This window comes from Flagellimonas nanhaiensis, assembly GCF_003382275.1.
Classification (GTDB): Bacteria; Bacteroidota; Bacteroidia; order Flavobacteriales; family Flavobacteriaceae; genus Flagellimonas; species Flagellimonas nanhaiensis.
Genome location: NZ_QTJX01000002.1, coordinates 61,145 through 84,294, shown reverse-complemented (window position 1 = coordinate 84,294; position 23,150 = coordinate 61,145). Strand labels below are relative to the sequence as shown.

The window sequence follows — 23,150 nt, the reverse complement described above, 5'->3', positions numbered from 1 at the left end:
AACCATGAAGAAAGTAATCATCTTAGGGGAAGTTATGCTGCGGTTATCGCCTCCTGGATTTTTAAGGTTTTCTCTGGTCAATAATTTTGAAACGGGTGCAATATGTTTTGGTATGGTCTCAAAACCCGCTTTGAAAGGTATTTTGATTAAAAGACAGCTCGATCTATTTAAGAAGGGGGCCGAACAACTCATGGTATCATTTGCAAAATCAAAAAGAAGTTGGAATGAGTAGAATAATTTACATACTCTTGGCAATCATCTTAGTTTCGGCCTGTAAAAACGCTTCGGACACTAAAACAATTAGGTTGGCTCACGGTTTAGATGTAAGCCACCCTGTGCACAAGGCCATGTTCAAGATGGGTGAGGATGTTGAGACTCTTTCCGATGGCACACTAAAAATGGAGATATATCCTAATCAACAACTGGGTACGGAACGGGAAGTAGTGGAGCTTTTACAAATAGGAAGTCTGGATATGACCAAGGTTTCAGGAGCTACCCTGGAAAATTTTGCACCCAAAATAGCGGTTTTAGGACTCCCCTATTTGTTTAGGGATCGAGACCATGCATTTTCTGTGTTTGATGGGCCTATTGGCCAAGAACTTCTTGATGATGCCCAACAATATTGGCTAAAAGGGTTATGCTTCTATGATGCAGGAAGTCGAAGTTTCTATACCAAGGACAAATCGGTTGAACATCCTAATGATTTAAAGGGAAAGAAGATTCGTGTCATGGAAAGTGTGACCGCAATGAATATGGTAAGTAGTATGGGAGGAGCCCCAACGCCAATTTCATGGGGAGAGCTATATACTGCGCTTCAACAAGGAGTTGTGGATGGTGCTGAGAATAACCCGCCAAGTTTTTATTTGTCGCGCCATTATGAGGTATGTAAATATTATTCCCTCAATGAGCACACATTTACACCGGATATATTGATTGCAAGTACGCATTTTTGGAACACTCTTTCCGAAGAAGAGCAGGGCTGGATGAAAATGGCGATTGAAAATTCTGTTTCTTATCAACGAAAGCTATGGGCCGAGGCAGAGGCTGAAGCACTTGCCGCAGTTGAAAAAGCAGGTGTTACGGTAACAAGACCTTCCAAAGAAGCATTTTCAAAAACAACCGTGAACATGCTGGAAGAACTAAGGGACAATGAAGAACTGTACGCATTGATACAAAGAATAAAAGCGGAATAAGTGGTCATGAAAACCAGAAAAAAAATAGATAAAACACTCGAGATTACTTTAATTGTGATTATGAGCGTGATGGTACTCAATGTACTCTGGCAGGTTTTCAGCAGATATGTATTGAATAGCCCTAGTTCCTTTACGGATGAACTTGCACGTTATTTAATGATTTGGGTAGGGGTTCTGGGGGCCGCTTATGTTTCTGGGCGAAATATGCATGTAGCCATTGATGTCCTTCCTAAAAGAATAGGTGGAAAAACCCAAAAACAGCTAGAACAAGTTGTAAGAGTGGCCATTGTTTTGTTCTGCTTTTTTGGGATGGTCTTGGGAGGAAGCCGATTGGTATACATAACCTATTTACTTGGGCAATATTCACCGGCTCTTCAATTGCCTTTGGCTTTTGTTTATATGGTGATCCCTGCTAGTGGACTTGTCATTATGTATTATAAAATATCTGATATACGCAAAAAACTGTAACATGGAATATGTGCCCATACTGGTTCTTATTTTAAGTTTTGTAGGCCTTTTAGCAATTGGAACTCCTGTTGCATGGAGTATTGCTATTTCCTCTTTACTGACCATGTTGGTCAGTGTTCCCGCATTTCCAGCTTTTACAACGGTCTCTCAACGAATGGCCACAGGACTTGATAGCTTCGCGTTATTGGCGATTCCGTTTTTTATTCTATCTGGAGAATTGATGAACAAAGGAGGGATTGCCCATCGTTTGATTGCTTTTGCAAAAACCCTCGTAGGCGCCTTTCCCGGTGGATTGGCACTGATCAATGTTATTTCGGCCATGCTCATGGGTGCCATTGCAGGTTCGGCTATGGCTTCGGCTTCGGCCATGGGGAGTATCCTTGGGCCCGAAATGGAGAAAGAAGGTTATGACCGGGAGTTTGGCGCAGCGGTGAACATTACATCGGCAACCACAGGGTTGATTATACCTCCAAGTAATATCCTCATTGTATATTCCTTGGCCAGTGGAGGGGCGTCCATTGCGGCGCTGTTCCTTGCGGGTTATATCCCGGGAATCCTTACTGGGCTTTTTTTGATGATTGTGGCCTCATTTTGGGCTAAAAAAAAAGGGTATAATGTGGGTGAACGGAGCTCGCTCAAGGCAATTGCAAAAACATTTGTTGATGCCGTACCTAGCCTTTTCCTGCTGGTATTGGTAATAGGGGGAATCGTCGCAGGAATATTTACTGCAACCGAAGCATCCGCTATTGCGGTGTTGTACAGCCTTGTTCTTGGCTTTATTTACAAAGAAATCTCGTTTAAAAAATTACCGGAAATTTTATTGAGCTCCTCGGCGACCACTGCTATTGTAATGCTATTGATTGGAGCTTCAATGAGCATGTCATGGGTGCTTTCTTTTGAAAATATTCCCCAAGATATCAGTACAGGCCTTTTGGGAATAACGGATAACAAAATCATGATTTTGTTGATTATCAATGTCATCCTGCTTCTGGTGGGTATTTTTATGGACATGACCCCGGCAGTATTGATTTTTACGCCGATTTTTTTGCCAGTGGTGACCAAGTTGGGCTTGGATCCCGTACACTTCGGAATCATCATGATTTTGAACTTATGTATTGGGTTGTGTACCCCTCCGGTGGGATCGGTGCTGTTTGTAGGGGTGGGTATTGCCAAAACAACTATTGAAAAGGTAGTTAGACCGCTGGTGCCGCTTTTTGTAGCGATGGTCGTAGCCTTGTTCATAGTTACGTATTTGCCACAACTTAGCTTGTGGTTACCCTCATTGTTTGATTTGTAAAATTTGAATAGAAATAAATCTGAAAAAATGAAAAAACAGAACATTTATGTAAAATCACTCGCACTTTTTTTGGCTATTTTGTCAATAGCATGCGAGGAGACACCTAAAGATGATACTCCTTGGGTAAGTCTGTTTGATGGTGAGACATTGAATGGATGGACGCAAAAGGGAGGAGAAGCCAGCTACACTGTTAGGGATGGTGTTATTGTAGGTACAACAGTAAGTAATACTCCTAACTCATTTATGACTTCGGATAGACTATATGGAGATTTTATTCTGGAATTGGAGTATTTGGTAGATCCTTCCATGAATTCTGGAATTCAGATTCGAAGCAATAGCTTTCCACATTATCTAGACGGCAGGGTACATGGTTATCAAGTTGAAATTGACCCTTCAGACCGGGCTTGGAGTGCTGGCATTTATGATGAAGGCAGGCGCGGATGGCTCTATAATCTTCAGGACAATCCAGAGGCCCAAAAAGCTTTCAAACAAAATGATTGGAACCATTATCGAATTGAAGCCATTGGAGATACCATTAAAACTTGGATAAACAATATCCCGGCAGCCCATTTGGTAGATGAAAAAACTGATAAAGGATTTATCGGGCTACAGGTTCATAGTATAAACGAAGAACAGAAAGAAGGCACGGAAATACAATGGAAGAACATAAAAATTCTTACTGACAGTCTTTCAAAATACTCAAAACAGACCACCTTGAAACCACTTTATACAAAAAATAAACTGACCATTCAGGAATCGGAACAAGGCTGGAAAATGTTATGGGATGGTAAAACAACCGATGGATGGAGAGGAGCAAGATTGGACAGTTTTCCAAGTGCTGGCTGGGAAATCAACGAAGGAGTTCTCACAGTGTTGTCTTCTGGCGGATACGAATCTAGGGCTGGAGGAGACATTGTTACCACGGATTTATATGGGGATTTCGAGCTTAAAGTTGACTTCAAAATTTCTGAAGGGGCCAACAGCGGTATCAAATATTACGTGGACACTGATTTGAACAAAGGCCCAGGTTCCTCTATAGGGTTGGAATACCAGATTTTGGATGATGAAAGACACCCTGATGCCAAATTGGGCAATCATGAGGGAAGCCGTACGTTGGCATCGTTGTATGATTTGATTCAGGCAGATTTAAAAAAACCCGTAAATCCGATTGGGGAATGGAACACAGCGCATATAAAATCCGTGGACAATCATGTAGAGCACTGGCTCAACGGGGCCAAAGTTCTGGAATATGAACGAAGGAGTGACGAATACAAAAAATTAGTTGCCGAAAGCAAGTACAAGGTGTGGCCAAATTTTGGGGAAGCAGACCAAGGACATATCTTGTTACAAGACCATGGAGATTTGGTAAGCTTTAAAAACATCAAAATAAAACCAATAACCAAAGAATAATACAATGGGAACGCGAAGAAGTTTTATTAAAAAGACTGCAGCTGGTAGTGCAGCAATCGGCTTAGGAGGTTTTATGGTGCCAAAAAGTAGCTATGCCAATATATTAGGGGCCAACGAAAAAATAAATTGTGCGGTAATTGGGGTACGAAGTAGGGCTAAGGCCCACGTCCTGGCCATTCACCAAGACCCCAACGCAAAGATTCTCTACAATTGTGATGTTGATGATGTCATCATCGAACAGCACAATGCTTGGTGCCAAGAAACCATTGGTTATGTGCCAAAAGTTGAAAAGGATTTTCGAAAGATTCTCGAAGATAAGGACGTCGATGCCGTTTTTATCGCAACCCCAGAGCACTGGCACGCTCCTATGGCCATAATGGCAATGCAAGCAGGCAAACATGTCTATGTTGAAAAACCTTGTAGTCACAACCCTCATGAAAATGATCTCTTGGTGGCCGCTCAAAATAAATATGGAAAGAAGGTGCAGATGGGTAACCAACAACGATCGGCCCGTACCTCGATGATGGCTGTTGAAGATATAAGGAAAGGTCTCATTGGAGAAGTGTATAAAGGAGAGGCCTATTATTCAAATAACCGTGGTTCCATTGGGATTGGACAAAAGGTGGATGTGCCTTCCACGTTAGATTGGGAATTATGGCAGGGACCTGCTCCTAGAGAGGACTATCGCGATAACATTCATCCTTATAATTGGCATTGGTTTCGCAGCTGGGGCACTGGTGAGATACATAACAACGGCACACATGAGATTGATATATGTCGCTGGGCCTTGGGCGTTGATTTGCCTGAAACTGTTACTTCCTTTGGTGGAAAATATACCTATGATGACGATTGGCAGTTTATTGATAATCAGCAGGTGACCTATCACTTTCCCGGTAATAAATTCCTAACTTGGACAGGTCACAGCAGAGGGATAATGAAACCCGAAAGACCTGGTAGAGGAGCTACCATATATGGTAGCAAGGGAACTATTGAACTTAGTAGGGAGTCTTATAGATTGTATGATTTAGGAGGAAATCCTTTGAAATTTGAGTTTGAACAATCACAACAAAGCAATTCCACTAATACTACGGGCATAGGTGGTCTTGATGTGGATCATGTGGGCAATTTTTTTAATGCAATTAGAAAAGACGAATCACTGAATTCAGATATCAATGATGCCAGCATCTCCACTATGCTTTGCCATCTGGGCAACATGGCACAGGATGCAGGGCACACTTTAGAGATAGATACTGTGACCGGAAAGGTGAAAAATAATGATGAGGTTATGAAAAGCTGGAAACGAGAGTACGAAAAGGGCTGGGAGCCAAAACTTTAAAACAAATATGAAACGGAGAGAATTCATTGTTAAGGGAGGAATTGCAACAACCGCTATTGCCTGCAACCCTATAGTTTCTTTTGCAAACAAGAGCAATGCAGGAGATATGATCAATCTTGGAATAATAGGGACTGGTGATAGGGGAACAGGTTTGATGCCGGCCATAAACCAAATAAAAGGTCTAAGAACCGTGGGTTGTTGCGATGTAATTCCTTTTCGATTGGAAGAGGGCAAACAAATGGCTGGGGGCAATGTTACGACTTACTCGGACTATCGTAAGTTATTGGACAATAAAGATATTGATGCCGTTCTAGTGACCACTCCGTTCAGTACACATTCCCAAATTGCAATTGATGCATTGGACGCAGGAAAACATGTGTTTTGTGAAAAAACAATGGCCAAGGGATACGATGGAATTTCACAAATGGTCAGCAAGGTCTCACAAACCGATGCAATTTTCCAGGTGGGCCATCAATTTCATAGCTCTCGATTGTACCAGCATATAGTGGGGCTCATAAAACAGGGGAAAATAGGTAAGATTACCGCTTTTGAGTTTCAATGGAACAGAAACGGAAATTGGAGACGTCCAGTTCCTGACCCTAAGTGGGAGAAGGCCATAAACTGGAGAATGTACCGAGAATTCTCCGGAGGATTGCTGGCAGAACTATGTTCGCATCAACTGGATTTTGCAAACTGGGTTTTGGAAGATGTGCCGGAAAGTGTCGTAGGAGTAGGAGGTATTGATTATTGGAAAGACGGTAGAGAGACCTTTGACAACATTCATTTGATTTATAGCTATCCCAATGGGGTCAAGGCCAAATTTACATGTCTCACCAGCAATGCCATGGGTGATTACCAAGTAAAGATTCTTGGCGACAAAGGAAGCATTGTAATGGGTCAATTAAAAGCATGGTTTTATCCGGAAAAGGGATTTGAAAAAGAATTTGGGAATGTGGACGGTGTCTCGGGTGCCACTGTAAATTGGAATGATAATAAAGGCATCCCAATAAACATAGAGCATGAAGAACCGAGCAAGCAGGCCTTGATGGATTTCAGGGATGGTATTCTAAATAACGAACAACCACTTTCTGGAATAAAAAGTGGCGCGGACACCTCGGTTTGTGTTCAAATGGGACTTGATGCCATGTATCAAGGAAAAATGATAAAACGAAAAGACGGATTGACAATACATTAGTATTTTCAAAAAGATTTTAATGAGTTTTAAAGCTGAAATTATCGTAAAGTCCCCTGGAAGAATCAACCTAATAGGGGGGCATACGGATTATAATGGTGGATTCGTACTTCCTACCGCTATTGAAAAGACAATTGAACTATCCCTTAGTAAAAATGGTACCAGAACGTGTACAATAAAGTCAGGGGATTACAAAAGTGGGTTCAGTGTTGATCTTGATAGTATTGAGAAAAGCAATTTTCACTGGCACAACTACATTTTAGGAGTAATTGCGGAAATTCAAAAGATCAAGGGTGAGCAATTGGGCGGATTCGATTGCGTCATCTCAAGTAGCTTGCCCATGGGAAGTGGCATAAGCTCTTCCGCAGCGTTGGAATGTGGTTTGGCCAAAGGACTCAACGAGTTGTTTGGGCTAGAGCTTTCTGAAATGCAGCTCATAGAGCTTTCTAGGGATGCTGAACATAATTTTGTTGGGACCAAGTGTGGAATCATGGATCAGTTTGCAGTTGTAATGGGCAAAAAAAATCAGCTCATTAAGTTGAACTGCAAGACACTCGAGTATGAATATGTTGAGGCTGATTTCAATCCTTATAAAATTGTACTCTTAAACACCAATGTGTCACATAACCTGTCCACAAGTGAGTACAATACCAGACGGGAAGAGTGTCAGGCGGCTCTCGACATGATTAATCAAAAATCAAAAACTTCATATAAATATTTATGTGATGTTACGTCAGAGTCAGTGAAAAAGATGGAAGGATTTATGCCAGCTAAGCTCTATAATAGAGCCCTTTATGTTACCCAGGAAAATGAGCGGGTAGTTAAGGGAGTAAAAGAATTGGCTAAAGGAGACCTGAGTTTTTTGGGGAAATGCTTGTATGAATCCCATCATGGGTTGCAGCATTTATATGAAGTAAGTTGTCCGGAGCTGGATTTTCTGGTAGAATTTTCAAAGGAGTACACTGATGTAATCGGCTCGAGGATGATGGGCGGTGGTTTTGGCGGTTGTACAATCAACCTGGTACATAAATCTGGATTAAAGGCCTACATTGAAAAAGTTGCAAAAGCGTATTACAAGAAATTTAATATAGAGCTTACACCCATTATGGTAAGTACTGGTGATGGTGTTACCATAACAAGACAAACCAATTGAATACTATGATGTAAGCTTGTCTGAAAATGGGCGAAATGGAATGAGTGCAGAAGGAACTGACCCACTTCATTTTATGCCCGGGCAAGAGAATATACCAACCAACTATTGATTAGATTATGCAAAATAATTTTGAATTCTGGGACTATTTGGTCTTTGTATGCTATGCCGCTTTAATATTGGTCATAGGATTATGGGTATCTAGAAACAAGGACGGGAAACAAAAAACCGCAGAGGATTATTTTTTGGCGAGTAAATCGCTTCCCTGGTGGGCAATTGGAGCATCATTGATAGCGGCAAATATATCGGCAGAACAGTTTATTGGAATGTCAGGGTCCGGTTTTGCCCTTGGACTTGGGATAGCATCCTATGAATGGATGGGAGCCCTCACCTTGATTATCGTTGGAAAATACTTTTTGCCCATTTTTATTGAAAAGAAACTATACACTATTCCTGAGTTTGTTGAAAAAAGATATTCAACCAATCTGAAAACAATTTTGGCAATCTTCTGGATTGGACTATATGTTTTTGTAAACCTAACCTCAGTATTGTACCTAGGGGGAATAGCCTTAAAGACCATTTTGGGAATAGACCTGGGCTATGCAATTATTGGTTTGGCGCTTTTCGCAGCAGCTTATTCACTATATGGAGGCTTATCGGCAGTAGCTTGGACCGATATCATTCAAGTTGTTTTTCTGGTTTTGGGTGGATTGGTTACCACATATCTTGCGTTGAATGCGGTCTCCAACGATCAAGGGTTCATGGCTGGATTGCAGATCATTTATGAATCGGCTCCCGGACATTTTGATATGATTTTGGATAAAAGCAACCCGGAATATGTGAATCTTCCAGGGATAGGCGTACTCGTAGGGGGCTTGTGGGTGGCCAATCTATACTATTTTGGTTTTAATCAGTACATCATACAGAGAACTTTGGCCGCTAAATCCCTAAAAGAATCCCAGAAAGGCATTTTGTTTGCAGCATTTTTAAAGCTGGTAATTCCATTGGTAGTTGTAATTCCAGGAATTGCAGCATATGTTATTGTTCAAGACCCCGAGATACTTTCTAACCTTGGAAATCAGGGAATGGTCAATATGCCTTCGTCAGGCGCTTCGGACAAGGCATACCCATGGTTGATGCAATTTCTGCCCACAGGCTTAAAAGGAGTTGCCATAGCGGCATTGGCTGCAGCAATAGTATCGTCGTTGGCTTCAATGCTGAATTCAACGGCTACTATTTTCACTATGGATATCTATAGGCAGCATATTAATAAAAATGCAAGCAATAAAGCAACAGTAAAAGTAGGTAGGCTATCAGCCGCTTCAGCCCTTATCATAGCTGCCTTGATAGCACCTTTGTTAGGAGGTCTGGACCAAGCTTTCCAGTTCATACAGGAATATACAGGAGTGGTAAGTCCAGGTATTTTGGCCGTTTTCTTACTGGGGCTTTTCTGGAAAAGAGCAACTAATAATGGAGCAATAATTGGTGTATTAAGTTCCATACCTGTTGCAATGTTCTTCAAGGTTGGACCTAAAGGTTGGTTTGAGAATACTGCGTTGGAGGGCTTATTTCCTTCATTACCCTGGATGAATCAAATGGGTTTGACATGCCTGATAACTATGGGTGTTATTATGATGGTCAGTCACCTTCAGAACAAGGGTGCTGATGATGAAAAAGGAATCGTATTTACTCAAAAGACATTTAAAACAGATACCACCTTCAATAGTGGAGCTTTTGCCATCATGATAATTTTGGCAGCAGTCTATGCTGTTTTTTGGTAATTTTTTTGATGTTTAGTGGGATGTTCTATACCAATTTTATTGAAAATTGTGCTTCAATGGTTTCGTCTGTTTTAAGGGTTGCCAATCCATTAACAGAATTGAATCCATTGGGAGGAAGGGTCATGGGCTCTATGGCAATACAATCTCTACTCGAAGGGATAAAATACATGCCGTAATTAAAGGCTTTGTTTCCCATTTGCTGTTCAATGATTATTTCCAGGTCCTTAACTGGATCCAAAAGATGTGTGCTGTTGCCCTCCAATTTGTAGCAATCGTCCATGGATTGAGTAGAAATGTCATTGAAATCCTGAAATTTGGAATTTTCCAAGATGTTCCCTGTAGGAATTGAATTCTTGTCCTGTTCAAACATTGAAGTGCCCGGTATCCGAAGTTTCATTAAATCTATATCGGTTCCAGTGGAAATGTACGGATGCCATCCCATTCCAAAAGGTATATTTTTTCCATTTACATTCTTTACAGATGATTTTACGGATAACCTGCCTTCTTCAAGTTTATAAGTGTTTGTGAAATTTAGCTTAAAGGGATATCCTTTGTCTCCCGTAAATTCCGCCTCCATGACCACTTCTCCAGTATTCTTGTTAAAGGATTGTAATGTAAACGGATGCTTGTACATGAAGCCATGTATGGCATTGGGCAGACCAACATCAGAAAGCTCTAATTGATAATCGATCCCATCAAACCGGTAATGCCCATTTTTTATTCGGTTGGGAAAAGGAGCAAGGAAAGTACCGGAGTACAGGGGAATGGATACTTCCTCAAATTCCTTTAGATTTTTGGCCGATTTGTGTACGGAGTATAATTTTTCTCCTTTCTTTAAAACAACCTCGTTAATTGCACCGCCGTAGTGAGGTACAATATTTATATATTCACCACTGATGGTGTTTTTTATCTCTAGTAGCTCGAGTCCTTCGCAGGATTTTTTGAGTACTTCAAATTTCATTTCTGTCTTCTTTTTTCTATAAAATCAACAAAGGCCGTAATCCCGAACTCCCATTTTGGAAGGTTATTGCAAATATTCACCTGACCCAAATTAATTCGTTTGAAGAGTTTGTAATAGTTGTGTCTACCTCAATCCAATGCATATCTTTGGAGATAGTGCAATATTCAAGATAACAACTAGATCAATAGGAGCCGTAAAATAGTAAATCTTGAAAAAACAGTCTAAAAATAAGCTGAAATGACGTTGGAAATAAATAAACATCCACATAGAAGGTATAATATCCTTACTGGTGAGTGGATATTGGTATCTCCACATAGAACAAAACGCCCGTGGCGAGGAAGGCAAGAGGATGTGGTTGAAGGGCAAAAAGTGTCCTATGACCCAAATTGCTACTTGTGCCCTGGAAATGTTAGGGCAAATGGCGAAAAAAATCCAAGCTATGACACTGTTTTTAGCTTTACGAACGATTTTTCTGCATTGCAAGTGGATGGTCCTGGGAATTTGTTTGAGGAAGGCTTGTTGAAAGCAAAAGGAGAAAAGGGTGTTTGTAAGGTAGTTTGTTTTTCACCAGATCATTCCCTGACCCTTCCTTTAATGGAAATTGATGCTATTGAAAAGGTTGTGGCCATCTGGCAAGATGAATATAAGGTTTTGGGACAAATGGATGATATCTCCAATGTACAGATTTTTGAGAACAAGGGCAGTCTCATGGGGTGCAGTAACCCCCATCCGCATGGGCAGATATGGGCACAGAGTTCTATTCCTCAAGAAGTGGAAAAAAAATCAACACAACAACTTGCCCATTGGAAAGAACATGGCAGGAGTTTGTTGAAGGATTATTTGGAGCAGGAAATGGATCTAAACGAACGAATAGTTTGCGAGAATAATGATTTTATAGCATTGGTGCCTTATTGGGCTGTTTGGCCATACGAGGTGTTGATTGCACCAAAAAAACATCATCCGGAAATAACAAGCCTCTCTTTAAAAGAGCGGAGAAGTTTTGCTGAAATCATAAAAAAAGTTACCACCAAATATGATAACCTTTTCAGTACGTCTTTTCCATATTCATCAGGGATACATCAAAAACCAACCGATGGAAAGGAATATCCAGAATGGCATTTTCATATGTCATTTTACCCTCCCTTGTTGCGTTCTGCGACGGTAAAGAAGTTTATGGTGGGCTACGAAATGTTTGCAGACCCTCAAAGAGATATTACAGCTGAGCAGGCAGCAGAAACTTTAAGGCAATTGTCTGATGTCCACTATAGAAATAAATAGCAATAAAAATATGCCATAACAGAATTATGGCATGGTGGAATACTTATATTGGCATTGCAAGGATTGGTTTTGGATATTGGAGAACCAAGATATTGCAAAGTATCTGTTTTACTTGATTATTTGTTTTTCAAAGGTATCACTATCCCTAAACGCGCATAAATTGCCATCAGGGTCAAAAAATTTCGCAATTGTTCCCCAAGAATGTTCTTGATAATCCACTTCCACATTTTTTTCGGTCAGTTTGTCGGCAAGTTCTTTCACATTTGGGACATTCATTCGCAAACAAGTTTTGATTCGGTCCGATTCTGTTTCAGTTCCACGATACTCATCCGCCAATTCCACCATCAAATAAGAGCCTCCAAACTTAAAACAGGTTAGATTTTCAGTTTCAAACATTTTTGTAAGTCCGATTATGTTTCTGTAGAATTCCACACATTTTTTATATTCACTTGTATATAATATTATTCCGGTCCTATCAAATTCCATAGTGTTTTTTACAGCTTGTGCACAACGTTATCGGGTATAAATGGTTGTGCAGTTCAGTATCGAATTTAGCAAATAAAACTCGTGATAATTCAACAACAGTTTCAGGTGTGGATAGCGGGATAATTTTTCGCCTATTTATCATTTAAGGTACAACATTAGAAATGCCAACCTAATTTTAAGGATATTTCAGGGATAAACACTGGAGTTTCAAATGTACTTTGATCAACCATCACCTCTTTATCACCTGCCACTCTAAGATGACCGGCCACCCACGGGTTTAAATAGAAGTTTTTATAAAATTTCCAGACATATCCTCCTCCAATAGTAAATATGATATTGTTGTATTCTGCGGTTTGCAACTCAGCGTCGGTTTGTATCTTGGCATCCCAGTACTCTAGACCAGGTCCTATCCACCAGCCTTCAAAGCTTGGTTTAAAAAAGTAATCTACAATAGCTGCATAAACCCTCATTTCGTTATTGGTGAAACCATCTTCTAAGACAAAGTCGGGCGTTTCTATTTTTGTAATTACGGCTCTATACCTAAAATGGTCATGACCAACCCAGACCGAACCATAATATCCTTTGAAAATATAGGGGACGGCATCTAATTCAAAACCAACTGTGGTTTTATGGTCCGTTTGTCCATAGGACAATCCCAAAAAGAAGATAAGGGAGATAGAAAAGAATAGTACTTTCATGATTTCTTCCTTTTGCAAGCAAATTATGTTAGTGGATTTGCCCGTCAAATGATTTTCATCATCTAACATGTTGATTTTTATTAATGTAGAGGTGTCTTGATACGTTAATCTGTGGTTAAAATTTTATCACTCAATTATTCCCCTTTTTTCTTGAGCTACTATCATTCCCCAATTAGCAATGGATTCTAGAATTGGAATCAAGATCTTTCAAATATCGGTAAGAGCATATTCGACTTTTAATGGATGTTTATGAGAATGTACCTTCCGGGTGATAAGTCCATCTTTTTCCAATTGTTTTAGTTGCAAGCTAAGGGTTCGTTCCATAATGCTTGTCAATATCCGGCATAGTCAAAAAGCTCCGGCCCGTCAGTACAAAAGACGAAGAAGTTAAAAAAAACAGGACATCGGCTTCTTGCCGGGTAGGGTCGACCGTAGCGTTCGACACCCTATTTAGGGACTAAATCCAAATCATGCATCCACAGGTTGACCTTTTTCTTTTACGATTTTTTCCTGAATGTTTCCTGGAACGGGCTCAAATGCCGAAAAGGTAGCATGGAATGTGGCTTTGCCTTGGGTGAGCGACCTTAGCTCGGTAGAATACCCGTAAAGTTCTGCTTCAGGGACGGAACACCGAAGAATCTGATACTGATCGGCACTTTCAATCCCCAAAATAACGGCTCGCCTCGATTGCAGATCGGTCATTACCTGCCCAACAGCATCTTCCGGAACTTTTACGTTAAGGTTACGGATGGGCTCCAGAAGTTTGGGCCTTGCATTCAAAAAAGCGGCCTTGAAAGCGTGGGCTCCCGCAATCTTGAAAGCAATGTCATTGGAATCGACCGTGTGCATCTTGCCATCGTAGACCATGACACGAACGTCACGGATATAGGATTCAGTCAACGGACCGGACTCCATCACTTCCAAAATACCCTTTTTTATCGAAGGCAAAAACCGCAGATCGATAACACCGCCAACGATACAGTTATAAAAGACCAATTTACCGCCCCAGGGCAGTTCTACTTCTTCTTTGCCCCGTATGTTAAAGCCCTCGGGCTCGGCCATATCCTGGTACCAGGGTTCGATTTTCATATGTACCTGCGCAAACTGCCCGGCCCCACCCGATTGTTTCTTATGACGATAGCTGGCCGCAGCAGGTCGGGTTATGGTTTCGCGGTACGCAATACGGGGCCGTGAAAAATCGGCCTTGACTCCATACCCGTTTTCTAAGGACCATTTGATAACGGATAGTTGTAACTCGCCTTGACAGGCCAAGATCAGTTGTTTTAACTCATGAGAATAGGAAACGACGACTGTGGGATCTTCGCTGTGGATTTTTTTAAGCGCTTCCATCATTTTTTCCTCATCATGCTTCTCAACAGCGGTCACCGCCCTCTGAATTCGGGCCTCGGGATATTGAATGGGCTTGATGGTTACCGGATGCCCTTCGGTGTGCAAAGTATGGTTGGTTTCAGTATGTTTTAGTTTGAGCGAGGCGCCGATATCACCTGCGTTCAATTTTGAAATGGGGCGGCGCTCCTTGCCGTCCATGATAAACAATTGATTCAACGTCTCCGTTTCACCGTTCTGTGCATTGACCAGCTTGTCGTTTGCCTTGAGTTCTCCTGATTTTACTTTGAAAAACGTAATCTGGCCCACATTTGGCAGAAATTCCGTCTTAAATACGAAAAGCACTGTAGGTTCTGTAGGCAATGGCTTAACGGTTTTGCCCTCTACACTCTGCTCTGGTTTCAGATCGGCTGCGGCTGGGGCTACGTTATCAATAAAGCCCATAAGTCGGCCGCTGCCCATATCCTGAAGGGCGGAAATACAGAAAACAGGAAAGAGTTCATGATTGAGCATACCTTGTTTAATGCCTTGTCGCATTTCTTCTTCGCTCAACGTTCCCTTCTCCACAAAGATTTCCAATAGGTCCATGTCGTTTTCGGCGGCCTTTTCGACCAATTCGTTGTGCAATTGGTTTGCCAGTTCTTTTTGGTTATCGGGGATGGGCAATTTTTCGGGTTTCCCACCATTAGGGCCAAATTTGTAAAGCTTCATTTTAAGTACATCTACGATACACTGCGCCCCATCGATGACCAAGGGATATTGAATTTTTACAGCATTGGATCCCACAAGGGAGCGGATTCCTTTAAAACTATCATCGAAATTCGCATTGGATTGATCGATTTGATTGATGACAAAAATGGTGGGTTTGTTGTAGCGGGCAATATAGTTCCAAATGATCTCTGTTCCTATCTCCACACCATACCGGGCATTGATGACGGTTACGATAGAATCGGCCACGCGAATGGAAGAAAGAATCTCTCCGATAAAATCATCAAGTCCGGGGGTGTCGATAATGTTGATCTTGTAGTTGCGCCACTCGGTATGCAGTGGGGTGGCAAGGACCGATGTCCCGCGTTCGTGTTCTATATCATGGTGATCTGATACAGTATTCTTGTTCTCTACCGTTCCGCGACGGTTGATCAGACCCGCCTCGAACAACATTGTTTCGGCGAGCGTGGTTTTACCGCTTCCATGGGCACCCACGAATACCACATTTTTGATATGCTTGTCATCGTAAACTTTCATGATGTGATTTGTTTTTTTCAGTTCATATCGTTAAAAATAAAGGTGCGGATTAAAAAAAACCATGATTTTTATCCACATTATAAATAAAAAAAGAGTGTATTCCTATGCTTTGGTTGAATCCTGAAAGCGATATTAGCTCAAAACATAGCCAAAGTCCATAGAGAAACGGAACAAAGAGCATGAATGAAGGTAAGGCATGGGATGAACCAAACTTTGTTTAATGTGGTCTATGCAATCAAGTTTTTTTGGTTAGGCAGGAAGAAAACCGCAAAATTATTCTTCGAGTAAGAAATTTAGCAACAACCCTCAACCAACTTAGCGGCAAAACCGTTACAAGATAATGCACGTTGTTATAAGAGCATTGACCATTGATGAGATCGAGGCTATTTTGGGTTCATCAAAAAAAGAACCCGTTGAAAACAGTTTTTGATGACTGCATATCAACGGGTTTTCTAAGTAGCGGGGACTGGACTCGAACCAGCGACCTTCGGGTTATGAGCCCGACGAGCTACCTACTGCTCTACCCCGCGATGTGGACGGCAAATATACAACCGTTTTTAGGTTATTTCCAAACCAAAGCCAATATTCCTAAATCAAGTAGGTCAATCCAGCTTAAAATCCATAAATTCGGATTTTCTACTTTATGGATAAAATCAACGATTTTTTGTCAGCAATGCTGCCCTATACAGAATGGGCCATGCTTATCCTCCTTATCGGTGGAGGCCTGTTTCTTGTTTTTCAGTCTAAATTTTTACCCTATCGTTATTTTGGCCATGCCATAGCCATAACAGCTGGCAAGCACGATTCAAAAGAAGCAAAAGGAGATGTGAGTCATTTGCAGGCCTTGTCTGCAGCGGTAGCAGCCACGGTCGGACTCGGAAACATATCTGGAGTGGCCATTGCAATTTATATGGGAGGTCCAGGAGTGGTTTTCTGGATTTGGATTACCGCACTCATTGGAATGTGTATTAAATTCTATTCCTGTAGCCTCGCAATCATGTTTAGGGGAGAAGACTCCAACGGGAGACTTCAAGGTGGGCCTATGTTCTATATTACACAAGGGATTGGAAAAGGAGCAAAACCGCTGGCCGTTTTCTTCAGCATAGCTGGATTATTTGGTTTTTTAGGGGTTTTTACAGCAAACCAGTTCACCCAAACCTTTATGAATGTGGTTGACCCAAACAAAAATTTGGCACTTTTAGGTAACTTCAATTGGCAGCTGATAGTGGGAATATCCCTGGCTATAATTACATCTTTTGTGATTTTTGGAGGATTAAAGAAAATAGCCAAGGTTGCATCGGCCATAGTACCATTTATGGTATTGCTCTATTTTTTGGCCGTTCTGGTGGTTATGTTCACCAATTCTGAACAAATTTGGCCTTCTTTAAAACTTATTGTTACTGAGGCGTTTAATTTTAAGACCATGGCCGCTGGCGGTTTTTGGGGCCTGGTGATTCTTGGGGTGCGTAGGGCCATGTTTTCCAATGAGGCAGGTCTGGGTAGTGCACCCATGTACCACGGACAATCCAAAACAGATGAGCCTATTAAAGAAGGATTGGTGGCCATGTTGGGCCCTTTTATTGATACCATTGTGGTTTGTACCCTTACGGCAGTGGTCATTATATTGAGCGGAGCTTATCTTGAAGCGGAAAGCAACGGTATTTTAATGACGCTGATTGCGTTCAAGAAATCTCTTTTTGGCTATGGAGATGTCCTTTTGATGGTCATTGTCTCTGCTTTTGCACTATCTACTTTGTTTACCTACTCGTATTATGGGGTTAAATGCCTATCCTTTTTAACCAACGCGAATATTGGTAAATACTACAATTGGTATTTTGTATTGACTATCATTTTTGCAGCAGTTGCCTCGGTGGATTTGGTCATCAATTTGATTGATTTGGCCTATGCCCTTATGGTAATACCCAATATGATTGCCGTCCTCTATCTTTCACCAAAGGTGAATGCAGCGGCAAAAAGTTACTTTCAAAAGATGAAACAAAGTGGGACATAAAGCAGGTTTTGTAAATATCATTGGGAATCCAAATGTGGGGAAATCCACATTGATGAATGCCTTTGTGGGCGAAAAACTGTCCATTATTACCTCAAAGGCCCAAACTACCCGTCATCGGATATTGGGAATTGTAAATGGAGAGGATTTTCAGGTGATTTTTTCCGATACTCCTGGAATCATTAAACCAGCTTACGAACTTCAATCTTCAATGATGGATTTTGTAAAGTCCGCTCTTGAAGATGCTGATGTATTGATTTATATGGTGGAGATTGGAGAAAAAGCACTCAAGGACGAATCCTTTTTCAAAAAAATAAAAAATAGCAAAATTCCTGTCCTTTTGCTGCTCAACAAGATTGATGCCTCGGACCAGAACATGTTGGAAGAGCAAGTTCAACATTGGCAAAAACAGCTGCCAAAAGCCGAAATCCATCCTATTTCTGCATTGGAGAACTTTAATGTAAAGGAAGTTTTTGAACGTATACTGGAACTATTGCCCGAGGGTCCACCCTATTACCCTAAAGATCAATTGACGGATAAGCCAGAGCGATTTTTTGTCAACGAGACCATACGTGAGAAGATATTGCTTCAGTACAAAAAGGAAATACCCTATTCAGTTGAAGTGGAGACCGAAGAATTTTTGGAAGACGAGAATATTATCAGAATTCGCTCCGTGATCATGGTGGAGCGAGATACTCAAAAAGGAATCATCATTGGGCATAAGGGAAGTGCATTAAAAAAAGTAGGGGTAGAGGCTCGTAAGGATTTAGAAAAGTTTTTTGCGAAACAAGTTCATATCGAACTCTATGTTAAGGTCAATAAAAACTGGCGAAGCAATGCGCAGCAACTCAAGCGCTTTGGTTACAATAACTGATGCTTTCCCTTTCTACAACCGATATTTTTAAAGATAAATTGCCTAAGGCCAGTAATCTAGACTCGCGGAAATTTAGAAATCTGTTCCCTCAAATAAGCCTTTAATTGGTCCATCTGCCCCTTGCCTTTGGATTTTCCCATTCTTCCGAATGCGTAGAGGGCAAACCAGAGTAACACCAAAAATATCATTCCAGCCAACCAAAGAGTGGTGTCATGACCCAAGGAGTGATTGGAATAAGCAAAGATTCCTAGAATGATGAATAAGGTGCCTACCCCAAAATGAAGGAACATAAAAAAGGTCCAAAGTGTGGGATTGGGGCCAAAAACGCCATGTATTTTGCTCACTCCTTCCTCAAAGGACATCAACTCCAAATGAAGTTGGGGAGACCAAAAAGTAGTCTCAGACTTTTTGAATCGGATATAGACATGTTCATCCAATCGCTTTACCAAAAATTGACTTTCCGGGCTTTTGTCAAAAATCTGTTTTAAGTGATCAATATCGGTTTTCAAGGATAGTTGAAAACGGGGTCTTAAGACTACTTCATTGGTAAGATCGCTCATAACAGATTGAAATTGATTAAAAAAGGTATCATTTTTTCTTCACAATAAATGGTATTTTTGCCAAAATTTCGTGCAGATGAGTGCTATTGTGGCCATTGTGGGAAGACCCAATGTGGGGAAATCTACTTTTTTTAATCGGTTGATTCAACGTCGTGAGGCCATTGTGGATGCTGTTAGCGGTGTAACCCGTGACCGCCACTATGGAAAAAGTGATTGGAACGGAAAGGAGTTTTCTTTAATCGATACCGGTGGATATGTGGTGGGCAGTGATGATATATTTGAAAAGGAGATTGATAAACAAGTGGAGCTCGCCATTGATGAAGCGGATGCCATCATTTTTATGGTGGATGTGGAATCTGGGGTAACGGGCATGGATGAGGACGTGGCCAAGTTATTGCGAAAAGTGAACAAACCCGTTTTTTTGGCGGTCAACAAAGTTGATAATTCCCAAAGACAAGCCGATGCTATGGAGTTTTATGCGTTGGGATTGGGAGAATTTTATCCCTTGTCCAGTATCAACGGAAGCGGCACCGGGGAACTGCTGGATGCCGTTGTCGAGGTTTTGCCAGAATATGAGGAGGAAGAAAGTGAGCTGCCAAGATTTGCAGTTGTTGGTAGGCCCAATGCTGGAAAGTCTTCTTTTATTAATGCTTTGATTGGCGAAGATCGTTATATCGTTACCGATATTGCTGGGACCACCCGAGATAGTATCGATACCAAATACAACCGATTTGGTTTTGAGTTCAATTTGGTGGACACGGCAGGCATCCGAAGAAAATCCAAAGTAAAGGAAGATCTAGAGTTTTACTCCGTAATGCGTTCTGTTAGGGCCATTGAACATTGCGATGTCTGTATTCTAATGTTGGATGCTTCTAGAGGTTTTGACGGACAGGTGCAGAATATTTTTTGGTTGGCACAGCGTAACAATAAAGGAATTGTCATTTTGGTCAATAAATGGGATTTGGTGGAAAAAGAGACCAACTCTGTAAAAGAATATACGGCCAAAATCAAAAAAGTTATAGAGCCCTTTGTGGATGTACCTATTCTGTTCGTATCGGTATTGACCAAACAGCGTATCTACAAAGCTATTGAAACGGCAGTGGACGTGTTCAAAAATCGCTCAAAGAAAATACAGACCAGAAAGTTGAACGATGTGATGTTGCCCATCATAGAAAAAACACCGCCCCCGGCTTACAAAGGCAAATACGTAAAAATCAAGTTCTGCACACAGTTGCCCACTAATTATCCGCAATTTGCTTTCTTCTGTAATCTGCCACAGTACATTAGGGAACCGTACAAGCGTTTTCTCGAGAACAAGCTTAGGGAAAACTTTGATTTTACTGGAGTTCCCATTACCATTTTTATGCGGAAGAAATAAAGCTAGCTTTCAGAGGCGAGCCTAACCTGAATATTTTGCTGTAAACGATTGCCTTGGTCGTCCACCGTGGTAAGGATGTACTCACCGGGCTCAATTTGATAGATCAATTCATGAAATTGGGTTGTGGAACCAATATAGGTTTCATCCAAATACCAATATACCGTGCTATTAGCTTGCTGATGGGCCAATTGGAAAATGACCTCTGTAGAATTGTTCCCGCCCAAATCCTTCGGGAGCAAGATTTCTTCATTTTTTTTCGGATGGATAAACTCCATAGGATGGCTCTCCAGCACTGAACAGTTTTCCAAGAAGGGCGGAAGAGGTTTGTAATTGGGATTGGTTGAAGTATAGTAATATTCGATGGCAGGAGGAAATGCAAACCAATTTTTTGCTACCATATCTTCCAGGGGATAACAATCAGAATTCACACGAAACCGTTGCGAAGCATCTAAGAATACTTGCTGATGAAACGGGCATGGATTGCTTCTTTTTCCATAAGTGGGGACCAGTTTTTTCTGAACATCATCGCAATATACCGAAGCTCGATATCCACTTTGCGAGCAAACCTCCAATTCAATTAAATCGTCAAAAGGTTCTTGAAACCAACCACTCTGCGGAAGGGCATCCAACACATCAAAGAGTAATGGGGCTGCTGTGGCTATTCCGGTAAGACCGGGTCGGCCTTCGCCATCTGCATTGCCCACCCATACACCAATGGCATATTTAGGGGTCACTCCCACCGCCCAAGCGTCCTTAAACCCGAAGCTGGTTCCAGTTTTCCAAGCTAATGGCTGTGCAGCATCAAAAAAGTGCCAGTTTTCATCTCCTTCGGGCCTATTGACCTCATACATGGCCTGAAAAGTGCTATAAATGGCTCCTGCGCCAACAATCTGGGGGTCTAATTGTTGTTTTCCAAATGAGATTTCTTCATTCATCAAGTAGGATGGGTCTACAAACTCATGTTCAAAATAGGCGCTTGAGCTGGATACAAAATGGTTCAGTGTTGAAGCCATAGATGCGTAGGTCTTGGTCACATCCCACAAAGAGCTTTCGCCTCCTCCAAGGATCAAGGGAAGACCGTAATGCGAAGCCGGTCTGTCCAATGATTTCAAATTCATTTTATGAAGTTTGTTGTAGAACTTTTGAAGCCCGTACTGTCGCAGCAAACGAACGGCAGGGACATTCAGGGAACGCGAAAGTGCTTTGCTTGCAGGAACGGCCCCAGTATGTTTTCTATCAAAGTTTTTGGGGTTGTACCCATTGATTACCGTTGGAATATCCCTTACCAGACTATGTGGGAGTATGTGCCCTTCGTCCAAAAGTGAAGCGAAAAGCAAAGGCTTTAACGTACTTCCAGTACTTCTTTTTTTGGAGATGATATCCACATAGCTTCCATGTGTTTTTCCGGATGGAGAATTGCCCACATATCCCAAAACCTTACGGTTTTCCACATCCAGTACCAAGATGGCCAGATTATGGATTTCGTTGCTCTTTAATTGCTGATAATGTCTTTCGGCCAAGGTATTCAACTGCAACTGCAAGGACCTATAGATTGAAGTCGTGATTCGTTTCCCAGAGTATTCATTTCTAATACGCTCCGTAAGATGTGGGGCAATATTGGGAAGGGGAAGGGGTTTTTGAGGCAAAGGTTCCTCCAGAGCTAGTTCATAAGTGGTTTGGTCAATGATTTCTTTATCCTTTAATTTTTGAAGTAGTCGATTGCGTTTGTTCAATAGTTCACTCTCATTTCTACCCGGAAAAATAAGCGAGGGGGCATTGGGTAAAACAGCTAGGGTGGCAGATTGTGCCCAGCTAAGTTCATGGGCCGGAATGCCAAAGTAACGCCATGCAGCTGTTTCCAACCCCACTACATTGCCGCCATAAGGGGTGTGGGTTGCATACAGTTTTAGAATTTCTTCTTTAGAGTAGCGAAATTCAAGACGGGTAGCCATAAAAATTTCGATACATTTTTCCCAGTAGGTACGGCTTTTGTTCTTCCGACTTAAACGAACAAGTTGTTGAGTAATGGTACTTCCGCCTCTTCTGGTCTCTTTGGTAAGATTGTGCTTAATGGCTTTACCAATGGAAATAGGATTAAACCCGGGGTGGCGGTAAAAATATTCATCTTCAAACAATAAAATGCTTTGCTTGAAACGCTCTGGGACAGAATCCATCTGGGGAAACCGCCATTGTCCATCATCGGCTATTCGGGCACCGATTAAAACTCCATCGGAACTATTGACAACGGTTGAGGTGGGGTCTTCAAACAGGTTTTTGGGCAGGCAAAACAGCCAAATCAAAAAGAATAGTGCTAAAACAGAGAGTTTGATTCGATGTTTCGATATGATTCTTTTAAATGTCGGAGCCCATTCCATTATCCAGTTACAGGTTAAAACCTTATAATTAATTTAGTTTTTATAATCCTCTTTCTTAGAACGTTTTGTCATTTCGACAGAACGAGGAACGAGTGACGAGAAATCCTATTATT

20 protein-coding genes and 1 tRNA gene are annotated in these 23,150 nt (G+C 41.4%); 13 read left to right on the top strand and 8 right to left on the bottom strand.

The annotated features are described in order from the left end of the window. The first annotated feature begins 4 nt into the window (after positions 1 to 4). The 9 genes from DX873_RS07860 to DX873_RS07820 all read left to right on the top strand — a co-directional run bounded on the left by DX873_RS07860 (position 5) and on the right by DX873_RS07820 (position 9,827). On the top strand, positions 5 to 232 hold the full coding sequence (locus DX873_RS07860; protein WP_147296626.1) for a hypothetical protein: 228 nt from the start codon (positions 5 to 7) through the stop codon (positions 230 to 232). Next, positions 225 to 1,193, top strand: coding sequence for a TRAP transporter substrate-binding protein (locus tag DX873_RS07855; RefSeq protein ID WP_116183917.1), 969 nt, complete (start codon positions 225 to 227; stop codon positions 1,191 to 1,193). Before DX873_RS07860 ends, DX873_RS07855 begins: the two co-directional genes overlap by 8 nt. A gap of 6 nt (positions 1,194 to 1,199) precedes the next feature. Further along, positions 1,200 to 1,661 carry a TRAP transporter small permease gene (locus tag DX873_RS07850; RefSeq protein ID WP_116183916.1) on the top strand — a complete coding sequence of 154 codons (462 nt, stop codon included), beginning with the start codon at positions 1,200 to 1,202 and terminating at the stop codon, positions 1,659 to 1,661. Between the two features lies 1 nt (position 1,662). Beyond that, positions 1,663 to 2,958, top strand: a complete 1,296-nt coding sequence (locus DX873_RS07845) for a TRAP transporter large permease (RefSeq protein ID WP_116183915.1) — start codon at positions 1,663 to 1,665, stop codon at positions 2,956 to 2,958. 27 nt (positions 2,959 to 2,985) lie between these two features. Beyond that, complete coding sequence (locus DX873_RS07840) at positions 2,986 to 4,368, top strand: 3-keto-disaccharide hydrolase (RefSeq protein ID WP_116183914.1); 1,383 nt, start codon at positions 2,986 to 2,988, stop codon at positions 4,366 to 4,368. A gap of 4 nt (positions 4,369 to 4,372) precedes the next feature. Further along, positions 4,373 to 5,704: a Gfo/Idh/MocA family oxidoreductase gene (locus tag DX873_RS07835; protein ID WP_116183913.1), complete on the top strand. Its 1,332-nt coding sequence runs from the start codon at positions 4,373 to 4,375 to the stop codon at positions 5,702 to 5,704. A 7-nt stretch (positions 5,705 to 5,711) separates the two neighbouring features. Beyond that, positions 5,712 to 6,899, top strand: a complete 1,188-nt coding sequence (locus tag DX873_RS07830) for a Gfo/Idh/MocA family protein (protein ID WP_116183912.1) — start codon at positions 5,712 to 5,714, stop codon at positions 6,897 to 6,899. Between the two features lie 19 nt (positions 6,900 to 6,918). Next, complete coding sequence (gene galK, locus DX873_RS07825; protein WP_116183911.1) at positions 6,919 to 8,049, top strand: galactokinase; 1,131 nt, start codon at positions 6,919 to 6,921, stop codon at positions 8,047 to 8,049. 116 nt (positions 8,050 to 8,165) lie between these two features. Continuing rightward, on the top strand, positions 8,166 to 9,827 hold the full coding sequence (locus DX873_RS07820) for a sodium/sugar symporter (protein WP_116183910.1): 1,662 nt from the start codon (positions 8,166 to 8,168) through the stop codon (positions 9,825 to 9,827). Between the two features lie 25 nt (positions 9,828 to 9,852). Here DX873_RS07820 and DX873_RS07815 read toward each other — a convergent pair whose 3' ends face one another. Further along, positions 9,853 to 10,788: an aldose 1-epimerase gene (locus tag DX873_RS07815; RefSeq protein ID WP_116183909.1), complete on the bottom strand. Its 936-nt coding sequence runs from the start codon at positions 10,786 to 10,788 to the stop codon at positions 9,853 to 9,855. A gap of 237 nt (positions 10,789 to 11,025) precedes the next feature. Between DX873_RS07815 and DX873_RS07810 the strand changes: the two genes are divergently transcribed. Beyond that, entirely contained in the window at positions 11,026 to 12,066 is a 1,041-nt protein-coding gene (locus tag DX873_RS07810; protein WP_116183908.1) for a UDP-glucose--hexose-1-phosphate uridylyltransferase, read from the top strand. Positions 12,067 to 12,174: 108 nt separating this feature from the next. Here the strand turns inward: DX873_RS07810 and DX873_RS07805 are convergent, their stop codons facing one another. The 5 genes from DX873_RS07805 to DX873_RS07785 form a co-directional block, all read right to left on the bottom strand. Beyond that, positions 12,175 to 12,552 carry a VOC family protein gene (locus DX873_RS07805; RefSeq protein ID WP_116183907.1) on the bottom strand — a complete coding sequence of 126 codons (378 nt, stop codon included), beginning with the start codon at positions 12,550 to 12,552 and terminating at the stop codon, positions 12,175 to 12,177. A 155-nt stretch (positions 12,553 to 12,707) separates the two neighbouring features. After that, complete coding sequence (locus tag DX873_RS07800) at positions 12,708 to 13,250, bottom strand: hypothetical protein (RefSeq protein ID WP_147296625.1); 543 nt, start codon at positions 13,248 to 13,250, stop codon at positions 12,708 to 12,710. Between the two features lie 207 nt (positions 13,251 to 13,457). Next, a complete protein-coding gene (locus tag DX873_RS07795) occupies positions 13,458 to 13,586 on the bottom strand; it encodes a winged helix-turn-helix transcriptional regulator (protein ID WP_262510998.1) in 129 nt (42 codons plus the stop codon). Positions 13,587 to 13,718: 132 nt separating this feature from the next. Beyond that, positions 13,719 to 15,842, bottom strand: a complete 2,124-nt coding sequence (locus DX873_RS07790) for an elongation factor G (RefSeq protein ID WP_116183904.1) — start codon at positions 15,840 to 15,842, stop codon at positions 13,719 to 13,721. Positions 15,843 to 16,299: 457 nt separating this feature from the next. After that, positions 16,300 to 16,372: transfer RNA gene (locus DX873_RS07785), tRNA-Met, on the bottom strand. A 113-nt stretch (positions 16,373 to 16,485) separates the two neighbouring features. On the opposite strand from DX873_RS07785, the gene DX873_RS07780 reads away from it, so the two are divergent. Both DX873_RS07780 and era read left to right on the top strand, forming a co-directional pair. Beyond that, positions 16,486 to 17,853: an alanine/glycine:cation symporter family protein gene (locus DX873_RS07780; RefSeq protein ID WP_116183903.1), complete on the top strand. Its 1,368-nt coding sequence runs from the start codon at positions 16,486 to 16,488 to the stop codon at positions 17,851 to 17,853. Further along, positions 17,843 to 18,724 carry a GTPase Era gene (gene era / locus DX873_RS07775; protein WP_116183902.1) on the top strand — a complete coding sequence of 294 codons (882 nt, stop codon included), beginning with the start codon at positions 17,843 to 17,845 and terminating at the stop codon, positions 18,722 to 18,724. The genes DX873_RS07780 and era overlap by 11 nt, the downstream gene beginning before the upstream one ends. Positions 18,725 to 18,780: 56 nt before the next feature. Here the strand turns inward: era and DX873_RS07770 are convergent, their stop codons facing one another. Further along, the gene (locus DX873_RS07770) at positions 18,781 to 19,284 is read right to left on the bottom strand and encodes a GTP-binding protein (RefSeq protein ID WP_116183901.1); all 504 of its coding nucleotides are present in this window, start codon (positions 19,282 to 19,284) and stop codon (positions 18,781 to 18,783) included. Positions 19,285 to 19,360: 76 nt separating this feature from the next. On the opposite strand from DX873_RS07770, the gene der reads away from it, so the two are divergent. Then, a complete protein-coding gene (der, locus tag DX873_RS07765) occupies positions 19,361 to 20,662 on the top strand; it encodes a ribosome biogenesis GTPase Der (RefSeq protein ID WP_116183900.1) in 1,302 nt (433 codons plus the stop codon). A gap of 2 nt (positions 20,663 to 20,664) precedes the next feature. On the opposite strand, the gene pbpC is transcribed toward der, so the two are convergent. Continuing rightward, positions 20,665 to 23,037, bottom strand: a complete 2,373-nt coding sequence (gene pbpC / locus DX873_RS07760; protein ID WP_116183899.1) for a penicillin-binding protein 1C — start codon at positions 23,035 to 23,037, stop codon at positions 20,665 to 20,667. Between the last annotated feature and the right edge of the window lie 113 nt (positions 23,038 to 23,150).